Below are 21638 nucleotides of genomic sequence, written 5' to 3' on the forward strand. Positions count from 1 at the left end.
TAGACAAACAACACACAAAACACGAATTTTAATCAATCATTAAAAACAACATCATGACAACACTGGCTCGAATAGCAATCGCCTTGTTATTGGCACTCTTTACCTCCTCATGTGCCTTTGACGTGAATTTCGGAAACGGAAAAAGGGGCAACGGACAAATCGTGGAGGAAACCCGTGAAATCAGTGGCGATTTCACCGCCATTTACGCCTCGGAAGGCTTGGATGTATTCGTCATCCAAGATGATGAATTCAAGATTTTGGTCGAGGCCGACGAGAACATCATCGACTTGATCGGTACCGACATTCGCGATGGCCGATTGAAAATCCACGCCATTGAGAACATCGGAAGGGCGACCAAAAAAGTATATGTCTCCTTGCCTGAAGTAACCTCCTTGGAGACTTCTAGTGGGGCCGACTTGATCGCCCAGAACGTGATCGAGGCCGACAAATTGGAGTTGGAAGCCAGTAGTGGTTCCGATCTACAGGCCGAAGTGGTCGCTAATGAGGTGATCGCCCAGACCAGTAGTGGGGCCGATATCAAGGTAAGCGGTAAAACCGACCTGCTCTATGCCGATGCCAGCAGCGGATCGGATATCAGGGCAAGGAACCTGGTAGCCAAACGCTGCAATGCCGATGCAAGTAGCGGTGCCGACATTTCGGTCAATGTCTCCGAATCCTTGGTAGCAGATGCCAGCAGTGGCGCGGATATCTCCTATACCGGCGAAGCGAGTGTCCAAAAGAAAAAGTCCGTGTCGGGCAGTGTACACAAATACTGATCGATACCGTTACATACAACGACCAACAACCTGACCTTTGAAAATCCTTGAATGCCGTTCAAGGATTTTTTTGTGGGCAGTTTCAGATTTTGCAATTCATCGGAAATATGACTGATAGATGCGCAATTATTTGGCATTATCATTGAATATTCGACAAAAAAAGTCGTATCTTTTTAGGGAAACAATTCCTCACTAAAAATACACTTGGCCATGAAAAAATTATTCGGATTGGTTCTTTTGATGTTGTTATTGGTCGCAGCGACCGATTTTACACCAAGTGAACCCGAAGCCCTTCATTCCATTGAAGGCACTTGGGAGCTTGTAGGCTTCTATAATTATGATGATGGCGTTGAGGTATCGGATACGGTACCCAAGGATGAAGGCTATCGTCAAGTCAAAATGTACTATAACGGCAAGATCATGTGGTCACGCTATGTGCCCGACGAACCCAATGGCCGCTTTGGCTATGGTTCGTACAAGATCACCGGAGACCAATTGGTAGAAACCATAGAATATGGTGATGCCCAAATGATGAAAGCCTTGGATACCATGCGGGTGTTCACCTTCGAGTTGGATCTTCACGATGACAACTACAGTCAGATCAATTTCGACGAGGACGGCAACCGCACCTTTTCTGAAAACTACAAAAGGATCGATTGATTCCGTAAAGGAAAACGAAAATGAAAAAACGCTGCCCTAGGGCAGCGTTTGCTATTCTAACAACAAAATGGTTGGTTTTCTTTATGCCCCGACGGCTTCTTGGGTCTCGACACTGGCCAAATAGCGTTCGGCATCCAATGCGGCCATACAGCCGGTTCCTGCTGCCGTAACGGCTTGGCGGTATTCCTTATCCTGAACGTCACCACTGGCAAATACCCCGGGCTTATTCGTTTTGGTCGACTTTCCTTGCGTAATGATATAGCCGGTATCGTCCATATCCAATTGCCCTTTGAAAATCTCCGTATTCGGGGTATGTCCGATGGCAATGAACAATCCGGTGATGGCGATGTCCTCTTTTTCACCGGTGGCGTTGTTGACCATACGCAGTCCTTCGACCACCTGTTCCCCCAAGACCTCATCCACTTCGGTATTGTATCGGACATCGATGTTCTCCAAACTATTTACGCGGTGTTGCATCGCTTTGGAGGCGCGCATATGGTCTTTTCGGACCAACATGGTCACTTTCTTACAGATGTTGGCCAAATAGGAGGCTTCCTCAGCAGCGGTATCCCCACCACCGACGATCGCGACTTCTTGGCCCTTATAGAAAAAGCCATCACAAACGGCACATGCCGAAACACCCCCACCACGCAAGCGTTGCTCACTGGGCAGGCCCAAATAACGTGCTGAAGCCCCGGTCGAAATAATGACCGACTCCGCCTCGATCTGGGTACTATCATCAACGGTAACCTTATGGATGCCCCCATCTTGCTCACTGAAAGCGACTGAAGTGACCATGCCGATGCGGACCTCGGTTCCGAAGCGCTCGGCCTGCTGCTGTAATTGGACCATCATGGTCGGGCCATCGATCCCTTCGGGGTATCCCGGAAAGTTGTCGACCTCCGTGGTCGTGGTCAACTGGCCTCCGGGCTCCATTCCAGTATACATAACGGGTTTCAAATCGGCCCTAGCGGCATATATCGCTGCCGTATACCCGGCTGGTCCAGACCCGATGATCAATGTTTTGATGCGTTCTATTTGTTCAGACATAGGTTATCCTCCTCTAAGATTACGTACTACAAAAGTAGGTGTTTTGACCAAAAACTTACAGTGGCGTTTTATCAGGAGTTATGAACAAATAATTTGCCTTGTCCCCCTCGGGAAATGAGTGGGTGGTTTTCCCTATTTACTACACAAAAAAAGCCTTCAAAGCCACTGGTGCAGTAGCGGTGACTTTGGTTCATTTTTACGAAAATACACGCTGCATTTTATCGATAAAACCCTTGTTTACAACAGCTAATCGACGAATGACAACATAAAGTTCCCCATGCTGCATTATTAGAATATGTTTGAATATTCCTACAATAGATGTAATCTAAACACTATTCAATGTATTCTTTACAACAAGCTCCCCGACTCCTTTTTTTGGCACTACTTTGTAGTCTGGCCGTTTTGGAAAACGTACATGCGCAAAACTGTACGGTCAATGCCGGGGTCGATGAGACCATTTGTCAAAACGTAAGTTCATTCAATCTATCCGGTTCGGCCACCGGTCTCGTTCAAAGTGGTCCGACATGGGCGCAGATTGCCGGCCCTTCAGCCAGTATCGTAGACCCGAATGATTTGAACACACAGATCAATGGTATCATCGGAGGAAACGTATACACCTTCCGTCTATCCGCACAATGTACGGATGGAAGTACACAATTTCAAGACGTCAACATTACGGTCGCACCCATTACCATCGCTGATGCTGGTCAAGATATCAGTTCATGCCCCGATAGTTCGGGCAGCTTGAACCTGAATGCCAATGCGCCCGCCAACCCAGGTGAAAGCGGGCAATGGGTAGTCGATGGGGGTAATACCGCCGGGGTTACTATCACCACACCGAGTTCACCGACCTCCGCCATCACCCTAAGTGCAGGTAGTGCAGGGGTAACGACCTTGCGTTGGACGATTTCCGGACCCGATTATGCTCCTGGACAAAATTGTGAATCGTCAGATACGATTACGGTGACCAATTTTGGAGGACAACTACCAGTCGATGCAGGGGCCGATCAAAACCTCGACAATTGCTATACCGTGTTCCAATCAACCAATTTGAATGGAAGTTTTGCAGGCAACAACATTAACGGTCAAGTGGGTACCTGGTCTTTTGTCAGCGGCCCGAATACCCCGATCATCGCAGACAGCGATAATAATCAATCGAACGTTTCGAACCTGATCGAAGGCACCTATGTGTTTCGTTGGACGGTTCAGGGGCCCTGCGCTTCCGGCCAAGACACGGTTACGATCACCGTTGCGGAAGCGACCCAGGACATTTCGACCGCATCGGTCGAAGATACCAGCATCCGATTCTGTGACCCTTCCATAACTACAGCGACCCTCATCGGTTCACAACCACAGTTCTCAGGCGAAACGGTCGAATGGACCCAAATTTCAGGCCCGGCTGCCACGATTTTGAACGATACCAACAGTACGACCCAAGTAAGCGGTCTTAGTTCACCGAATACCTATGTTTTTAGATATACCATCACCAACAGCACCACACTTTGTACCGATAGTGAAGACGTGACCATACGCTATTCTACCGACCCCATTACCATCGTGGCGAACGGAGGCAGCGACATTTTCGCGGCCTGTGGCCAGACGGAAGTCGACATCCCGTTCACGACCACAGGCAACGGTACCAATACGTTCGCTATTGTCAGTGGCCCTTCCGGATCGGCATTGATCGACCCGAATACCTATCAAAATACCGGAGGAACACCCTTGACCATTGATTTTGACGTCGAAGGCACCTATACCGTTTTGCTACGGAGGGCCGTCGGGGGATCCGTCCAAACCGGTTGCGAGGTAGGAACGGATGCCATCAATGTCACCATAGCCCTCACTCCAACCTCAGCGAATGCAGGAACCGGCCAGGTGCTTTCGTGCAATGTAACCAGCACTTCACTGACCGGAAACGTGGTTGCCGTCGGGGCTTCCCTTTGGTCACAGCTTAGTGGTCCGAATGCAGCGACCATAGTCGACCCCTATGAAAGAACCACGAATATCACGGGATTGGTTCCCGGATTATATCAATTCCAATATGCCATTTCGGGAGGAAACGTATGCGCCCCTTCTGCAGAGGCAACGGTCACGGTAGAAGTTTCTTCCGATGCCCCGATCGTAGTGGATGCCGGACCCGACCAACCCCTGGTCTGTTTTGGGGCTCCAGTACCCTTGGCCGGTGATGTTCCTCCCAACAACCTAGTCGGGACATGGACGGTAGAAACCGCACCCCTAGGGGCTTCGATCACTTTCTCGGACCCCAATGATCCGAATAGCCTGGTTTCCGGTTTAGACGACCCCAACGAGACCTATGTGCTGCGTTGGACCATTGAAAACCCCAATGACAATACCTGCCCCGCTCCCGGTAGCGATACCATGACCATCACCACGAACAATACTCCTGGTCCAACCTTGGCCAATGCCGGAATGGATCAGTGTCTGACCACCGGGACGACCTTGGTCACTTTGGATGGAAACGCACCCCAATCCGGCGAAACCGGACTTTGGACGGCTAGCCCAAACACTGGAATATCCTTTACGGATGCCACACAATTCGATACCGATGCCACCATCTCCATTGAACAGAGCTATGTCTTGACTTGGACCATTTCCAAAGCGGGTTGCCAATCGACTTTTGATACTGTGGAATTGACCGTTGGCGTACCGGCATCCGCCGATGCCGGACCTGACCAGGCCGCTTGTTCCGACACCTTCACCATGGCCGCGACCAGTTCGACGGGTTCGGGTCTTTGGACCCAATCATCCGGTCCTGGAGGGGTCGTCATTGATGATGTGAATAGCCCAACGGCACAATTTACGTTTGCCTTTTCAGGGCAGTATGTGTTCGAGTGGACTGTCGACAGCGGCAGTTGCTCCACGGATAGTGATCAAATCACCCTTTCGGTAGGGATTCCGCCCACCACCGCTAGTGTGGGTCCAGATCAAACGATCTGTAATGCCACGAATGCCGTTCTCTCGGGTAACGCTTTCGATCCGAACATCGAAAACGGGTTTTGGAGCCTGCTTTCAGGAGCTCCCAACACCCCGACCATAACCGACGTCAATGACCCGAATTCTACCGTCACGGACCTTGTTGCAGGTTCTTATACCTTTCGGTGGACCATTATCGGTGACCCCAATTGCCCCACTACCTTCGCCGATTTGAATATCGATGTTTTCGTACCCGCCGATGCGGGCGATGACCTGAACCTCTGCGAAGTCAACAGTTTTTTATTGGAGGCTACATTCGGATCAACCGGTACGTGGACCCAAATAAGCACGACGGGGCCGAATGCGTCGATCAGCCAGAACCCCGCGAACAGCAATGTGGCGGAGGTAACGATAACACCTGGTAACACCTATGTGTTCCAGTTTGAAACCGACTATGGGGGAAGTTGCCCAAGTACCACCGACCAAGTGACCGTGGTGTCAAGTGCCGCCCCATCGATCGATCCGGATGCCGGACCCGATCAGATCCTGTGTATCGATGACTTGGCGATTCCGAATCAAACCAGCCTGGCCGGAAATTCCGCTCCGGTTGACGTCACCACAGCCGAATGGCGCTTTTCGGAACAGCCTAGCGGAAGTGTAGCGGTCATCGATAGCCCGAACGATCCGAATTCAACCCTTTCAGGCTTATCTGTCCCCGGGGTATACATCTTGGAATGGAATTTTGAAGCAGGCAACTGCGCTACCACCTCCGATGTGGTCCGAATCGAACTATTCGAAGCTCCTTCAGTTGCGGATGCAGGAACCGATCAAAGCAATGCCTGTCAGTTGGATGCCCAATTGAATGCGGCCGTTCCCTCCGTGGGTATCGGTACCTGGACGTTCAGCATTGACCCTTCGGGCGGCGCGGCGGTTATCGATAGTCCGAACTCCCCGACCACTACCCTATCGAATATTACGACCTTGGGCACCTATGAATTGACTTGGACCGTCGTGAACGGAACTACATTTACCGCTCCATCAAGTTGTGCCCCAACATCGGATACCGTCAATATTACCTTTACCGACATTGCGCCATCAGACGCCGATGCCGGTGCCGATCAGGAATTTTGCAATGCCACGAATACGACCATGGCAGCGGTTTCGCTCGTTAGCGGAACGGGAACTTGGACCCAAACGGCCGGTCCGGGGGTTACCGATCCTGGCAGTCCTGCGACCATCGATGCCCCGAATGATCCCCTTTCCTCCATTCAAGACCTGGAATCAGGAACTTACGAATTCACCTGGACGGTCGTCAATGGGGGCTGTACGCTAGCGGATACCATGGAAATCGTGAATTATGCCGAACCCAGCATGGCGAATGCAGGTGTCGATCAAACCCTAGATCGGTTCGACCCCGTATTCTTAGCTGCCGATACCCCGACTATTGGAACAGGGGAATGGAGTTTTGTTTCGGGTCCTACGGCAGTGACTTTCGTTGATCCAACCGACCCCAATACCGAGGTACTTGGTGCCGTTGACGGGACTTACGAGTTCCAATGGACAGTGTCTAACGGACCCTTGTGCGCCAACAGTTCGGATACCGTCGAAATTACTTTCCTTGGTGTTGACCTTGAACTCACGAAATCCGTTTCACCAAGCTCGGCCAATGTAGGCGATACGGTAACATTCACCATAACGGTATTTAACGACGATACCTCAACGGCTTCCGATGCCACGGGGGTAAGCGTCAAAGACATCATCCCGAACGGCTTCAGCTTGGTACCTGGTACCGTCAGCAATGGGGGAACCTACAACTTGGGCGACCTTTCGTTGACTTGGAGCGGACTAAGCATTACCAATGGCGCATCGATAGCCTTGAGTTTCGATGCCACCGTCAATGCCTCGGGCAGTTACGAAAATTCGGCAGAGATCATCGCCAACGACACTTTTGATATCGATTCGACCCCGAACAACGACCTTATTGGTGAAGACGATCAAGACACTGCGGAGGTGACGGTTTTAAGCGCCGACCTCAGTCTTGATAAAACGGTGGTACCGAGCATCGCAAGTGTAGGCCAAACCGTGGTATTTACGCTGGAAGTCAGCAACTCAGGAAACACTTCCGCCACTGGGGTCGCCCTTGCAGACAATGTTCCTGAAGGATTTACCGTAGGAACCATCAACAACGGTGGGGTCCAATCCGGGAACACTATCAATTGGACAGGGCTTTCCGTGGCCGATGGCGGTTCTACTTCCGTCAGTTTTGAAGCTACCGTGAACGCTCCGACGTCCAATCCCAATGCCTATTTCAATTCGGCTGAAATCACGGCGAGTGATCAATTCGACCCAGACAGTGAACCGGCCAATGATGATGGTGATCAAAACGAAGACGACGAAGATGGTGTTTTAGTGCAGTTGGAAACCCTGGATTTGGAACTATCCATTACCAATTCAAGTCCATCCGGAACCGTGGGAGCCTTAGTGGACTACACCGTCTCGGTTACCAACAACGATGCCACTGAAAATGGCGATGCCTCAGGAGTGGCCGTCGTCATCGAATTGCCATCAGGATTTGAAATCGTCACAGGAAGTATTTCCAATGGAGGCGTCTACAATCCTGGGGATGGCACCATCAGTTGGAACGGACTCAGTATAGCCAATGGGGACACCTTGGACCTTGATTATCAAGTCACCGTCCTAGGAACGGGAAGTTATACGACCATCGGACAAATAACGGCCTCGGACCTCACCGATACGGATAGTAGCCCGAACAATGATGATGGAGATCAAAGTGAAGATGACGAAGATAGCGTATCCTTTAGCCTGCAAACCGCCGATTTAAGTTTGGATAAATCGGTTAGTCCATCTACGGCTAATATTGGGGACACGGTAACTTTTACCTTAGCACTCACCAATTCAGGTACCGATGATGCCACGGGGGTAAGCTTGCAAGACATGGTTCCCCAAGGATACACGATCAATACCATAAACAACGGTGGGATCCAGTCGGGCAACGCCATCAACTGGTCAGGGGTAACGGTGACCAACGGAAGTACGACCTCCGTTAGTTTTACGGCAACCGTCAATGCCCCATCGGGTACACCCAATGAATATCGCAACACCGCTCAAGTCACGGCAAGTGATCAAATCGATCCCGATAGTGACCCCGGTAACGATGATGGCGATCAAAGCGAGGATGACGAGGACTCGGCTCAAGTTAGCTTGGAACAAATCGACTTGGAATTGGACCTTTCAGCTTCGGCTACCAGCGGTAACAGCGGCGATACGCTAACGTACACGGTTTCGGTGTTCAACAATGACGCCATAGAAAACGGAAATGCGAGCGGTGTTGCCGTAACGGTCATCGTACCCTCAGGACTGACCATTGTTACCGGTTCCATAAGTAATGGGGGCGTTTACAATCCAGGGGACGGTTCGATCCGATGGTCCGATTTGGTCATCGCCAACGGCAGTACGCTCGATTTGGAGTATCAAGTAACCGTTCAGGAAAGTGGGGATTTTACCACTACGGGGCAGATAACGGGCTCCGATCTCCCGGATACCGACAGCACCCCAAACAATGACGATGGGGACCAAAGTGAGGACGATGAAGACAATGCCTCTTTTGCATTGCAAGCTTCCGACCTGAGTCTGACCAAAGATATATCAGCGGCTTCAAGTGGCAGCCCGAACATTGGTGATACCGTAACCTTTGAGCTGACGGTCACCAATTCAGGGCCCGATACGGCGACCAACGTACGCGTGGAAGACGAAATTCCGGCAGGATTGACCTTGGTGTCGATAAACAATGGCGGCACTGCGATCGCCAACACCTTTTTGAGTTGGGAAATCGCATCCTTGCCCGTAGGCAGTACGACAGTAACTTACGAAGTGTCGGTCAACGCGCCACTGGGCATTCCTGACGAATACCTCAACATTGCTGAAATTGCGGCCAGTGATCAAACCGATCCCGATAGTGACCCTTTCAATGACGATGGCGACCAAAGTGAGGACGATGAGGATTTCTACCTGCTCACCCCCCAACAAATCGATTTGGAACTCGATATCGCGATCAGCGATTCGGAACCCAACGTTGGTGATACCGTCACCTTTACCATTACCATTGACAACCTGGGGGATGTTACGGCAACGAATGTCGCCATTCAAGACCTTATCCCTGCAGGATTCGGCAACATCACCTCGATTGACAACGGGGGTTCATTTGGCGGAGGCGCGGTTTCTTGGACCGGCCTATCCGTACCGGTAGGGAGCGGCACCCTTGTTTTGACTTTTGACGCCGAGGTTCTGGCCCCAACAGGGTCTGGCCAAGAATATACGCACCAAGCACAAATTACCGCCGCTGATCAATACGATGCGGACAGCAATCCGAATAACGATGACGGCGATCAAAGCGAAGACGATGAAGCCGCTATTGCCATTACACCGCAACAGGCCGATCTAAGCATCGTAAAAACAGCAAACGACACCACGCCTGATGTAGGCGATACCGTGGTATTTACCCTAACGATAACCAATCAAGGGCCGAATGTGGCTACAGGGGTAGCCATTGAAGACACCCTAGGATCAGGATTCACCTTGACCGCGGTCAATGATGGGGGAACCCAAGTCAGTACTACGCTCGCGCGCTGGTCTGGGCTTAGTGTCCTCGCCAATGGCGGAACGCTTTCGGTAACCTATGAAGCGGTGATCAACAGTCCGACAGCTGCCATAGACGAGTATGTGAACACCGCAGCTATTACAGCCAGTGATCAATTCGACCCGGACAGTGATCCAGATACCGACGATCGTGTTGACGAAGATGGCGACGGAAACGGTGACGATGACGATGAGACCCGTTTGCAAGTGCAGCCCAATATCAGTGATTTGGAACTGACCAAAACCGTTGTGGATGGAGACACCACACCCTTGGTAGGAACCGAAATCAGTTTCGAAATCACGGTATTCAATCGTGGGGGCACCACGGCCCAAGGGGTGACCGTTGTCGATCTTTTACCCAATGGGTATGACTTCGTCTTATACAGCGCGACTTCGGGCATTTACAATGAGAATACCGGCCTATGGCAGGTAGGCGATGTATCAGCTGGAGGCAGTCAAACCTTGGTCATCGATGTTTTGGTCAATGCCACGGGTTCATACACCAATGGGGCCGAAATCACCGCTGCCAGTATCTTCGACAGTGATTCGACCCCCAATAACGATGTATTGGCCGAAGACGATCAGGATGAAGTGGTCGTCACCCCGATCGAGGTGATCGATCTTGAATTGACAAAAACAGCGAGTACCGAAAGCCCGGATGTCACGGAAAATGTGATCTTCACGCTACGGGTTGCGAATCTTGGCCCGAATGATGCGAGCGGGGCCCAAGTGACCGATGTACTGCCCTCTGGCCTTGATTTCGTATCCGATACCGGGGCTGGCACCTATGATGACAATACCGGGATTTGGAATATCGGTAATTTGACCAGTGGTTCGTTTTCGGAAATTCAGATTACGGCCAACGTGAATACTTCGGGCAACTATACCAATGTGGCCGAAATAACCGCCCATGACCAACTGGATGTCGATTCAAGTCCGAATAACGATGTGCTTGCGGAAGATGACCAAGACGCCGTAACCCTGACCCCACGGGCATTGGTAGACCTTTCCGTAACCAAGGTCGCCGACACCAATAGTCCGGATGTAGGCAGTACCATAACCTTTACCATTACAGTGACCAACGACGGGCCAAGTGATGCCACAGCCGTAGTCGTGACCGATTTATTGGCTTCAGGCTATGCCTTCGATTCGGCCAATGCCTCGACCGGCACCTACGAAGCCTTGAACGGATCTTGGACCGTAGGCAACCTTCCGAACGGCAGTACCGAGACCTTGACCATTGAAGCGGTGGTGCTTCCAGAGGGTAGCTATACCAATACCGCCGAATTGACCGACCTAAATGAGGACGATATCGACTCCGTACCGGCCAATAATGATGATACGGAAGATGATCAACAAACCATAGATCCCATTCCGAACTTAATCGCCGATGTGGCCTTGACGAAAACCGTAGACCGGAGTACGCCCTTCGTTGGGGAAACGGTGGAATTTACCATTGAATTGACCAACGATGGTCCCAGTACCGCTTCAGGTATCGAGGTGAGCGACTTCTTACCGTCAGGGTATACCTATGTTTCCAATACCGCGACAGCAGGGAACTACGACAGTAATAGTGGCCTGTGGCGTTTAAATGGAACCCTAGCGGTGGGCACTACCGAAACCTTGAAGATCCAGGCTATCGTAAATCCATCCGGCGATTACGTGAACTCCGCTGAAATCGTCGCCTCCGACACTATGGATGCCGATGCGAGCCCTAATAACGGTGTAACGACCGAAGATGATTATGACGAAGTGGCTACCGTACCCGTTCCGCTCGCCGACCTTTCGTTGAACAAATCGGTGAACGATGAGTTTCCGGATGTTTCGGATACCATTGTATTCACCTTAGAACTTCAGAATGCGGGCCCGAGTGAAGCTACCGGCATCCTGGTTGAAGATCTGCTTCCATCCGGATATGCCTATATCTCGGACGACGGTGGCGGAAGCTATGACCCGGCTACTGGATTGTGGAATGTGGCCTCCCTTGCCGCGGATTCCGAAATCGAATTGAACATCACCGTGGGCATCAATACCAGTGGTTCCTATTTGAACCAAGCAGCGGTGATTGCCGTCAATGAAGATGATCCGGACTCCATGGCCGCGAACGACGATCCTAGCGAAGATGATCAAGACGAACAACTTACCCTGCCTAGGGTGATTACCGATATCTCAGTGGTAAAAACGGCCGATAACCTGGCGCCCTCGGTAGGAACCGAAATCACCTTTACCATCAGTGTGACCAATGACGGCCCCAGTGATGCCACAGGGCTAGTGATCGAAGATATCCTAGCAAGCGGTTATGAATTGGTGTCGGCAACGACTTCTTTGGGCACCTACGATGCCATCATTGGATCTTGGGATATCTCCACCTTGGTCAATGGAACGACCGAAACGCTTGAAATAAGGGCGATGGTATTGTCAAACGGCGACTATTCGAACACTGCCGAACTGATCGCCCTTGATACTTTTGATCCTGATTCTTCGCCCGACAATAACTTGAACTCGGAAGATGATCAAGACACGGTCAATCCGGTACCGACCGGCCTGGCCGATCTTTCCTTGACGAAACTAGTGGATGATGACCGGCCTAATGTCGGCGATATCGTTGAGTTTACGATCAACCTCACCAATAATGGTGACAGCAATGCCACTGGGGTAATCGTTACCGAAGAACTTCCATCAGGCTATACCTATCAAGCACACACGGCAACGGCAGGTACGTATGATGAACTAACGGGCGTATGGAACACCAATGGGGTCATCCCCAACGGAACGACGGAAACCCTCATCATTTTAGCCCAAGTGAATGCACCGACCGGCGCAGCTGACGAATACCTCAACCGGGCATACATCAGCGCGAGTGATCAAGCAGATCCCGATAGTCAAGTGGGTGATGGTTTTGATGTGGACGATTATGCCGATGGTCTGGCCGATGATGATGAGGCCGAGGTCGCCGTCGAACCACAGGCTGTGGATATTGGCTTGACCAAGACGGTTGACAATGCCCGCCCGAATATCGGTGATGAAATCAACTTTACGATTTCAGCGACCAACAACGGGCCTGGTGCCGCCACCAACATCGGCATCACTGAAATACTCCCACCAGGCTATCGCCTGATTACCGCAACTGCAAGTGTAGGCACCTATGACCCGGTCGAAGGGTTTTGGGACATCCCGAATCTTGAAAGTGGGCAAACGGTGGACTTGGTCGTTTCGGTGTCCGTTTTGGATATTGAAGATTACACCAACACCGCTCGATTGGTCTTTGTGGATCAATTCGACACCGATAATGCCAACGACGAAGCCTCGGTCGGTATCGAACCCTCCTGTCTGGTATTTTACAATGAGTTCTCACCCAATGGTGACGGGGTCAACGAAACCTTTGTCATCGATTGCATATCGAGATACCCCAACAATACCTTGAAAATATATAACCGCTGGGGCAATCTTGTTTTTGAAGCCAATGGATACAACAATGAATTCGACGGGCGCTCGAATGGACGCGCGGTAATCTCCAAGGAAGAATTTTTACCCGTCGGCACCTACTATTACATCCTCGACCTGGGTGACGGATCCCAACCGATGACGGATTGGTTATACATCAATAGATAATTTGAAAATGGCAATTATGAAGCGTTTTTCGCTACCTATCGAATTTAAAAAAGGACTGTTTGTGATGCTTGTGCTGGTTTCAGTGCGAATGCAATCGCAGCAAGATCCACAGTTTACCCAGTATATGTACAATACCTTGACCGTAAATCCGGGGTACGCGGGCTCAAGAGGCCACCTATCGATCTTGGCCATGCACCGCTCCCAATGGGTGGGCATCAATGGGGCACCGACCTCACAAGTTTTGGCCATAGACGGACCGCTCGGTGAACGCGTGGGCTTGGGTGTCGTGGCGACCTATGATGAACTCGGCCCTTCGAACGAACTATTTTTGGATGGGAATTTGTCGTACAGCATTACCGTGGGTAGGCGACAACAGCGGCTTTCCTTCGGTCTGAAAGCCGGCGGACGCATTTTCAATGTGGACTTTTCGGAAGGAAGGATACAGAATCCGGATATCTCATTCCAGAACAATATCGAAAACCGGTTTTTCCCTACCATAGGTGCCGGGCTTTATTATCATGCGGAAAAAGGGTATTTGGGATTCGCCATCCCGAACTTCTTTTCGGAAGACCATTATGATGGGGAAACCCAGGAAGTGGCCACGGAACGCCTGCACTACTTTTTGATCGGGGGTACCGTAATGGATATGACCCCTGACATGAAATTCAAACCGGCCTTTTTCGTCAAGTGGGTGCCCGGTGCACCCGTAATCGCCGATCTATCGGCGAATTTTCTGATCCGGGAAACCGTTACCGCAGGGATCGCCTACCGCTGGGACGATGCCTTTTCAGGACTATTGGGTGTTCAGCTAAGTCCGGCACTTCAAGTCGGATATGCCTATGATCGAACCACGACCGACCTAAGGAACTTCAACAATGGCACCCATGAAGTGTTTTTAAGGTTCGAAATGAAGACCCAAGACAAACGTTTGAAATCACCACGATTCTATTAAGATCAATTCCTATGAGAATTCCAAGTTACCTTATCGCCTTTCTTTTTGCATTCCAAATCGGAAATGCCCAAAACAATGCCAATGCGGAAAAGAAATATCGGGATTACCATTATGTCGATGCTGTAAAATCGTATGAACGTCTTTACCGAAAAGGCGATGACTCACAGCATACCCTCGAACGTTTAGGTGATTTACACTTTTACAATGGGGATATGCGGCAAGCCGTCAATTGGTACGGACAATTGTACGCCAAATACGAGCGATCACTTTCCATGCCATACCTCTTCAAATACATCCACGCCCTACAAGGCATCCAAAACTATGAATTGGCGAAAGCCTTGATGAAAATCCATAAGGATAGGGATGGGGTTTCGACCCTGGATGTTTCCCATTTCGCCGACAACGATGCCGCCATGGACGCCCTCTTACAACAAGCTCCACAATTTGTGGTCACTTCGTTAAGCATCAATTCCATTTTTGCCGATTTCGGACCGATGTTCTTTCAAGATAAAATCGTATTCGCATCGAGCAGGGACTCCATGAACTTGCACAGTCGGGTATACGAATGGAACAAGCAACCGTATCTCAACTTGTACGAAGCCGATACGCTTGGTCTAGGTAGTGATTTGGCGATCACTCGGGCTTTCGGAAATGAAGTACGCACCAAATACCATGAAGCCGCCGTCGCATTCAATAGCGAAGGCACCGTCATGTACCTCACCCGTAATAATTATTCGGATGCCCAACTTGGACGCGACGACGAAGGGACCAACCATCTCAAACTTTATCGATCGGAATTAAAGGGAGGGATCTGGACCGAACCCGAGGAACTCCCTTTCAACGATACTGCATATTCCGTGGGGCAGCCAGCGTTATCCCCTGACGGAAACCGGCTGTATTTCGTATCCGATATGCCCGGGGGCGCTGGGCAGACCGATATCTACTATGTGACCCTTCGAAGCGACGGTTCCTATTCGGAACCGGTGAACTTGGGTCCGAATATCAACACAGGGGGGCGTGAGATGTTCCCATACCTCACGGAAAGTACGCTGTATTTCGCCAGCGATGGCCATCTAGGCCTTGGCGGTTTGGACATCTTCGAAAGTACCGTCAATGCTTCTTTCGGAAACCCGGAAAATCTTGGTCCTGTTTTGAACAGTGCCCGTGATGATTTCGGGTATATCGTAAACGAAGCGACACAACGTGGGTACTTCTCCTCCAACCGGCTAGGTGGTGCGGGGGATGACGATATCTATTCCTTTGAACGCATCGCCCGTGAATGCCAGCAATCAGTGGTCGGTTCGATCAGGCGGAAGGCGAATGACCAAGCGATTACCGATGCAACGGTCCAATTGGTTTCCATGGAAGGAACCGTTTTAGCCACTACCACTTCCAATGCCTACGGCGCCTTTGAAATCGGACTACCCTTAGACTGCGGATCAAGGTATCGCATCGAAGTTTCAAAAACCGGATATGAATCCATTTCCAAAACATTCGAGACCGGTTCGGAAACGGATGAAATCAACCAAGTGCCGTTGATCATGACCAAAGCGCTCAATGAATTGATCGTAAAAGAAAATGGGGTGTTGAAAATCAAGATCGACAACATCTACTTTGATTTGAACAAGGCTGAAATCAGGGCTGATGCAGCACAGGAATTGAACAAGATCGTTGAAGTGATGAAAGAATATCCGAAAATGGTCATCAAGATCGAATCGCATACCGATTCGAGGGGGAGCGATCGCTACAATGAAAAGCTCTCTGACCGACGGGCAAAATCGACGGGGGATTACATCATATCGCAAGGTATCGAAGCCCAGCGCATTGAAAGTGCCATAGGATATGGGGAACAACAGCTTCTCAATGAATGTCGCAATGGCATTCGGTGTACGAACGAACAACACGATCGCAACCGCAGGTCCGAATTTATCATCGTTTCCATGGAGTAGCGTTTTGAACGAACAGCATCAAGGAGGGTGCGGACAAATCCACTTTTGAATTTCAATACGGATACAAGGGTCCGCGATGCACCTGACCGTCTACCGTCAAGGCAAAACGATACACACTGGATTCGAAATCGTAATCGGCTATATCAATGGCCACTTGTTGTGATTTTTGCCGCATGATCCCTTGAAAAGGGCGTTCGACCACATTCCCGTAATAGTCCAATACTTCAAGCTTCGAAAAACTACCTTCCTTGGGAGAACGGAATTCAAAAATCAACTGTTCACCCGTTGGATCCATCGCAATGGTCAGGGGTACTTTTTGGCCCTCTATATCAATTTCGGTCCGTACCCGATTCGAATAGATCACCATTTCCTCGAAATGGTCTTGGGCGACCATTTTAAGGTGCACCATTTTGTTCTTTTTATCCCAATAAAAGCTGGACTCCGTACTTTCTTTCAGGGCTTGTCGACCATCGACCGCCGCGATGGCGTTTCCGAATGATCGCATCGCCACAGGGTCGGGATGCGGATATGGCAACTTGAGATAAATGCTTTGCCCGGTCGGTGCTTCCCATTCAAAGCCGTAATCATAAAAACCAGGTACTTCGGTGCCAAAGGTCAATCCATAATCGGTTTCTCCCAAAAGTTCGAGTTGGTAGCGGTTCGCCCTGCCTTGAAAGGACATCGAAGCCCCTAAGGTATTGGTCATCGTTACCGATTCGAACCGCCCTGGATGCTCGTGTACGGGATCGGTCAAACCCAAACCCGTGGCTATGGTCAGGGTGCCCAACGTTCTTTCAGGACTTAGGAGTATCCCGCTCACGGCTTCCACTTGCCGGCTCTGTTCGTTTTCATAAAAAGAACCCACAGGATACCAGAGATAGCCTTCTCTCCCCTTGCGTTTAGCATGGCCATGATGATGGTGCGCTGCGGGCATTGTGTAGTGCCCTTCGTGCTTGGTTTTGGGGATGACCGTTCCGTCAAGAAAGGAACCGTCACGATCGTGGATCAACGAACCCGCATTCATGTTGGTAATCACCAGGGGTCGGGTGTTATGGAACTGCAATTGCTCCACATAGTTCCGTTCCGATATCTTGCCTTCAAACTGTACCCCGACCCCATAGTTGTGGATTTGGATTTTTGTTAGCTTCGGTGCGGGTACCCCAAGACTATCGGTGACCCAAAGGGCTTTGGTCGCAGCATTGGGTCGCGTTTTGGACCAATGGAACGCACTTTGGTTCAGATAGGACGCACCGGGAATACATCCGATTCGATTGTCGGTGAACCTATAATCCTCGGCAAGGATCGAAGCACTTAAGAAGACGGCTCCAATACCAAAATTATCGATCTGGTTGCCCGAGCTGCGAAAAATGCCTTGGCAAGGGAGGTCGGTGATGGTCAACCCGACGTTCCCACTTTGTTCGCCTTTGGATCCATTTCGAATCTCATTATTTGCAAACCTCCAATTGGAGCAGGCGACCCCATGCTCAAGGGGTGATCTACCCGCATACATCTTAACCCCATGCGTTTGGTTTTCGACCACGATGCGGTTCGAGCTGAACCATTGCGGATGGTCTTGTAATACTACCGCATATGAATCGGGCCCGCTGCTGTTGTGTATCAGGTTTTCTTCAAATACGGGAATGGCCTTAGGGGCCCCATGGCTCCATATGGAAGGGCCCTGGGTCGATGCAAATTGATTTCTTCGCACGGATAGGTTTCCGCCAAACAACTTCAAGTCGCCATTTTTGGAGTGTTCAAAATAACAGCCTTGGAGAAACGAATTCGGATTGATCACATCCCCAAAGGTCAGCGCATACGCTTCTGAAGTTCCCAAACCGGAAAAAGCCACACCGCCCAAATGGATATGACCGGCTTTCTCAATGGCAATATGGCCCGACGCCCCTGAACCAACGGAAAAGCTTAGCTGCTGTTCCGCATGTGGTGATACGCTACCGAACAATTCCAAACTGCCATTATTGATGACCTCTAGGCGCCCCTGTTCCCCCATAAAAACGAAAGCCAGCTCGTGTTTTAGTGGGTGCTGTTCCCTGCCGGCGATCAAGCTCCCCCCATCAATGGTCAACTTTCTGAATCGGAGTTCGGTGTGCTGCGTATCGTCGAATTGGAACACGCCCTTGATGATCAAGTGTTCGACCTCAAGAAGGCTGTCTTGCCATACCAAGACCTCACCCTTATCAATGAGCATCGTTTTTTGAGCCTGAGCCGCAAGCTGAAACATGGGCAAAAGAAGCGCACAACATAAGAGCAATGCGGCATACCGGCCATTCGGTAGGTTGATCCCCATACGCATGGTTTATGGTTTGATGACTTTTCTCGAAACCGAGGCGTCCCCAACGCGGATGCCCAGCACATAGACCCCTGAACCCAGTCTTAGGTTGTCTAGCGGTATGCTATGCGGACCGGAATCTTGTTTGCCCGAATAGAGGTTTCCGATATTCCTTCCCAACACATCGTACAGATCGATCGATAGGGTCTCGGTCTGCAACAAGGTATACTCCAATTTGGAATTGTCATCCAAAGGGTTGGGATACACCTTTACGTCGTTGAAGAATTGGGCCTCACTACCCACTTCGAGGCCGAAATTGGTTCCTGTGTTACGGCCTTGGGGAATGATCGTTACCTTGGCCAATCCATCCGAACCCGTAACCATTTTCAAATAGATGGCTCCTTCATCGGGGTTGAAGTAATAGGCATTAGCCTCTTGTCCATCCAGTTCAGCGAGATGCTGCAGTGCCGTAATCGGTTGTTCATTCCGATCCAATACCTGGGTTTCCGTATAGGGCATCGGGAACTTGAAGATGCTCCACTCCCCTTCCTTACCCAATACACTTCGCAATTGCATGCTATTGCCCTTATCTTCCATCTCCCACTGCCCGCGAACGGTATACCGCTGCGATCCAAAGAAATTGAAGTAGCGCTGTTTGGAAAACTGCATTTTCGGAATCCGCAATTGATCGAAATCCCGGATCAAGGAAACCTCTTGTGGGAGGTCGAACCCGATATTCCCGATCCGCAATTGCAGGGCCCCTTCGGCTTCTAGAATGTACGCCTGCCATTCTTTATGGTAGGCAATGGCGTCTTTTTTCAAAGCGGAATACGGATGCGCGATCAATACCGGACGGTCATAGCCAGAAAGGCTACCGTCTTCATCCAAAAGCATGGAGGAGTTCTCGTTCCTTCCCTTGTTGCCCCGAGTCGACATCCAAATGGGTTGGGTGTCACCTACAATCTTGATTTCACGGAAAAAATTGGCCTCCTTATGGCCGCCGTTGCCGATCACGGCCGCGGCTACTTTATCAGGTTCGATATCCTTATTGATGTCGATAAAGGTGACATTGCTCAATTTCGGTTCTTTGCTTCCCCCTTGTGCAATGGTGTAATACCCGGCACGCCGATCGCCATGGCGCAGGTTGCGATTGGGCCCTCCGATGGTATTCCGGGTCTTGCCGATGACCAAAGTGTTCGATACATGCGACTCGGAAGAAAGCAGTCCGATGGAATTGTCGGCCAGGATAAAATTGTCGAGTGTGACATTGGTAATTTCGGTCCAAACCCCACTCATCATATTCTTATACCCGGTGTAGTTGTTCAACGTCCACATCAACTCCCCATTTTGAAAGGTATTCATAAATATGCCGTGGCCGAAACCTACTTTTCCGTACATGGCCACATTAGAAACCCCTTCGTTGCCAAGATTGCCCGGAACCGCACACGAGTGGGCTACGTTTCCATCGAATACCACATCCCTGGGTAGCAGGTCGAAATCCTTAAAATCGCGAGATCGCCCTCGGGTATCGATAAAAAAACCATTGCCCCGTTCCACACCGCCCACATGGTTGCCGATGATGTTGTTATGTGGGTTCCGCATCCAGAAACCCGACGAGCGTTGTTCACCCTGGGTACTGGTCTTTCCGTCATCTTTCGGGAAGGCGAAAAAGCCTTTTTCGGGGTTTTGGATCAACAGGGCGAGGTTGTTCTTAAAGGTGTTGTCAACTTCATTGCCATCTTCGGCCGGTATAAACGCATGGTTACGAATGTTATAGGCCACGACGTTTTCGATCAATACGAAATCGGTCTGGTGTACCACAACGGCACGTTGTAGGCTGTGATGGACACTGGAATTCCGTAAATAATCCCCTTCCCTTTCCCCTGCCAAATGCCAGTGGAAATTGTAACGCGCTTCCAACCCGGGCTGCCCCATGGCAGTAAATTCAACGCCTTCTACATGTACCGGACCTGCCGAATGCATGATCATTATATGGCCGCCATAGTTCTTTTCGAAAGCGTCGGAAGCCCCCTGAATTTTAATATTGCGGTTCAACAAGCCAACTTCGGCGCGTTCGTCCAAGATTTTCCCTTCGTACTCCTGCAATTCCCCGAAATGTGCGAATTGCAAGGCAGGGGTGATCGTAACCGTACGTCCTTCGACCCGGCTAATGGTGCGCTCTTCGGTTTCGAAAGCGTCGTACCCACTTGGGGCGATGGCGATTTTGTCACCCGCAGTCCATCCAATGGGTACTTGATCCAGTTCCAATTGGGTATCCCCAGCAGCGGTGCTTTTCGAAAGCTGCGCCCAACTCAACTTTTGGGCACTGGCTCCGTGAAATTCCAGTTGGCCACCGTGCATGGCGATCAGAAAACGGCCTCCCATGGTGTTGATGTCTTCTTCGGGTCCCGTCAAGGTGATGGTCGCCCGGTTTTGGAATGGGGTTTCCGCCGTTCCGATTTGAAGCAAGCCGTGGACCATGATCCACCGGGCGGTCAATCGAACATCGCGGTCGACGAATCGTAACTCACCATGAATCTCAAGACTCCCCAAACTGGGCGTGTCCATATCCAGTAAGATGGTTTGCCCTTCTGGAATAACTACAGATTCATTTTGTCGGGGTACTTGGCCAGAGGGCCAGGAATCGGGGTTTGACCAGTTCGATTGGGCGATTATGCCGATAGGCATTAGGAATAGGCATAGCAGGATGCGCAAAAAAGGTGGGGTAGCATTTTTGTTCATGGTTTAGTGTTTTGGGGGGG

Annotated in this window: 8 protein-coding genes; 5 read left to right on the forward strand and 3 right to left on the reverse strand. The window is 50.5% G+C overall.

The window, feature by feature from the left end; genetic code table 11:
• Window positions 1-53 precede the first annotated feature (53 nt).
• Window positions 54-776, forward strand: a complete 723-nt coding sequence (locus ABV409_RS10975; protein ID WP_353877635.1) for a head GIN domain-containing protein — start codon at window positions 54-56, stop codon at window positions 774-776.
• Between the two features lie 210 nt (window positions 777-986).
• Complete coding sequence (locus tag ABV409_RS10980; protein WP_353877636.1) at window positions 987-1436, forward strand: hypothetical protein; 450 nt, start codon at window positions 987-989, stop codon at window positions 1434-1436.
• An 81-nt stretch (window positions 1437-1517) separates the two neighbouring features.
• Here ABV409_RS10980 and trxB read toward each other — a convergent pair whose 3' ends face one another.
• A complete protein-coding gene (gene trxB, locus ABV409_RS10985) occupies window positions 1518-2486 on the reverse strand; it encodes a thioredoxin-disulfide reductase (protein WP_353877637.1) in 969 nt (322 codons plus the stop codon).
• 339 nt (window positions 2487-2825) lie between these two features.
• Between trxB and ABV409_RS10990 the strand changes: the two genes are divergently transcribed.
• From ABV409_RS10990 to ABV409_RS11000, 3 genes are read left to right on the forward strand one after another with little or no spacing between them, the layout of a single operon-like run.
• Window positions 2826-13688 (forward strand): PKD domain-containing protein, encoded by a 10863-nt coding sequence (locus ABV409_RS10990; RefSeq protein ID WP_353877638.1) that lies wholly within the window; start codon window positions 2826-2828, stop codon window positions 13686-13688.
• A 16-nt stretch (window positions 13689-13704) separates the two neighbouring features.
• Window positions 13705-14640: a PorP/SprF family type IX secretion system membrane protein gene (locus ABV409_RS10995; RefSeq protein WP_353877639.1), complete on the forward strand. Its 936-nt coding sequence runs from the start codon at window positions 13705-13707 to the stop codon at window positions 14638-14640.
• Between the two features lie 11 nt (window positions 14641-14651).
• Entirely contained in the window at window positions 14652-16589 is a 1938-nt protein-coding gene (locus ABV409_RS11000) for an OmpA family protein (RefSeq protein ID WP_353877640.1), read from the forward strand.
• A 52-nt stretch (window positions 16590-16641) separates the two neighbouring features.
• On the opposite strand, the gene ABV409_RS11005 is transcribed toward ABV409_RS11000, so the two are convergent.
• Both ABV409_RS11005 and ABV409_RS11010 read right to left on the reverse strand, forming a co-directional pair.
• Entirely contained in the window at window positions 16642-18894 is a 2253-nt protein-coding gene (locus ABV409_RS11005) for a G8 domain-containing protein (protein ID WP_353877641.1), read from the reverse strand.
• Between the two features lie 9 nt (window positions 18895-18903).
• The gene (locus ABV409_RS11010; RefSeq protein WP_353877642.1) at window positions 18904-21618 is read right to left on the reverse strand and encodes a G8 domain-containing protein; all 2715 of its coding nucleotides are present in this window, start codon (window positions 21616-21618) and stop codon (window positions 18904-18906) included.
• Between the last annotated feature and the right edge of the window lie 20 nt (window positions 21619-21638).

It is taken from the genome of Flagellimonas algarum (assembly GCF_040513375.1).
Taxonomy (GTDB): domain Bacteria; phylum Bacteroidota; class Bacteroidia; order Flavobacteriales; family Flavobacteriaceae; genus Flagellimonas_B; species Flagellimonas_B algarum.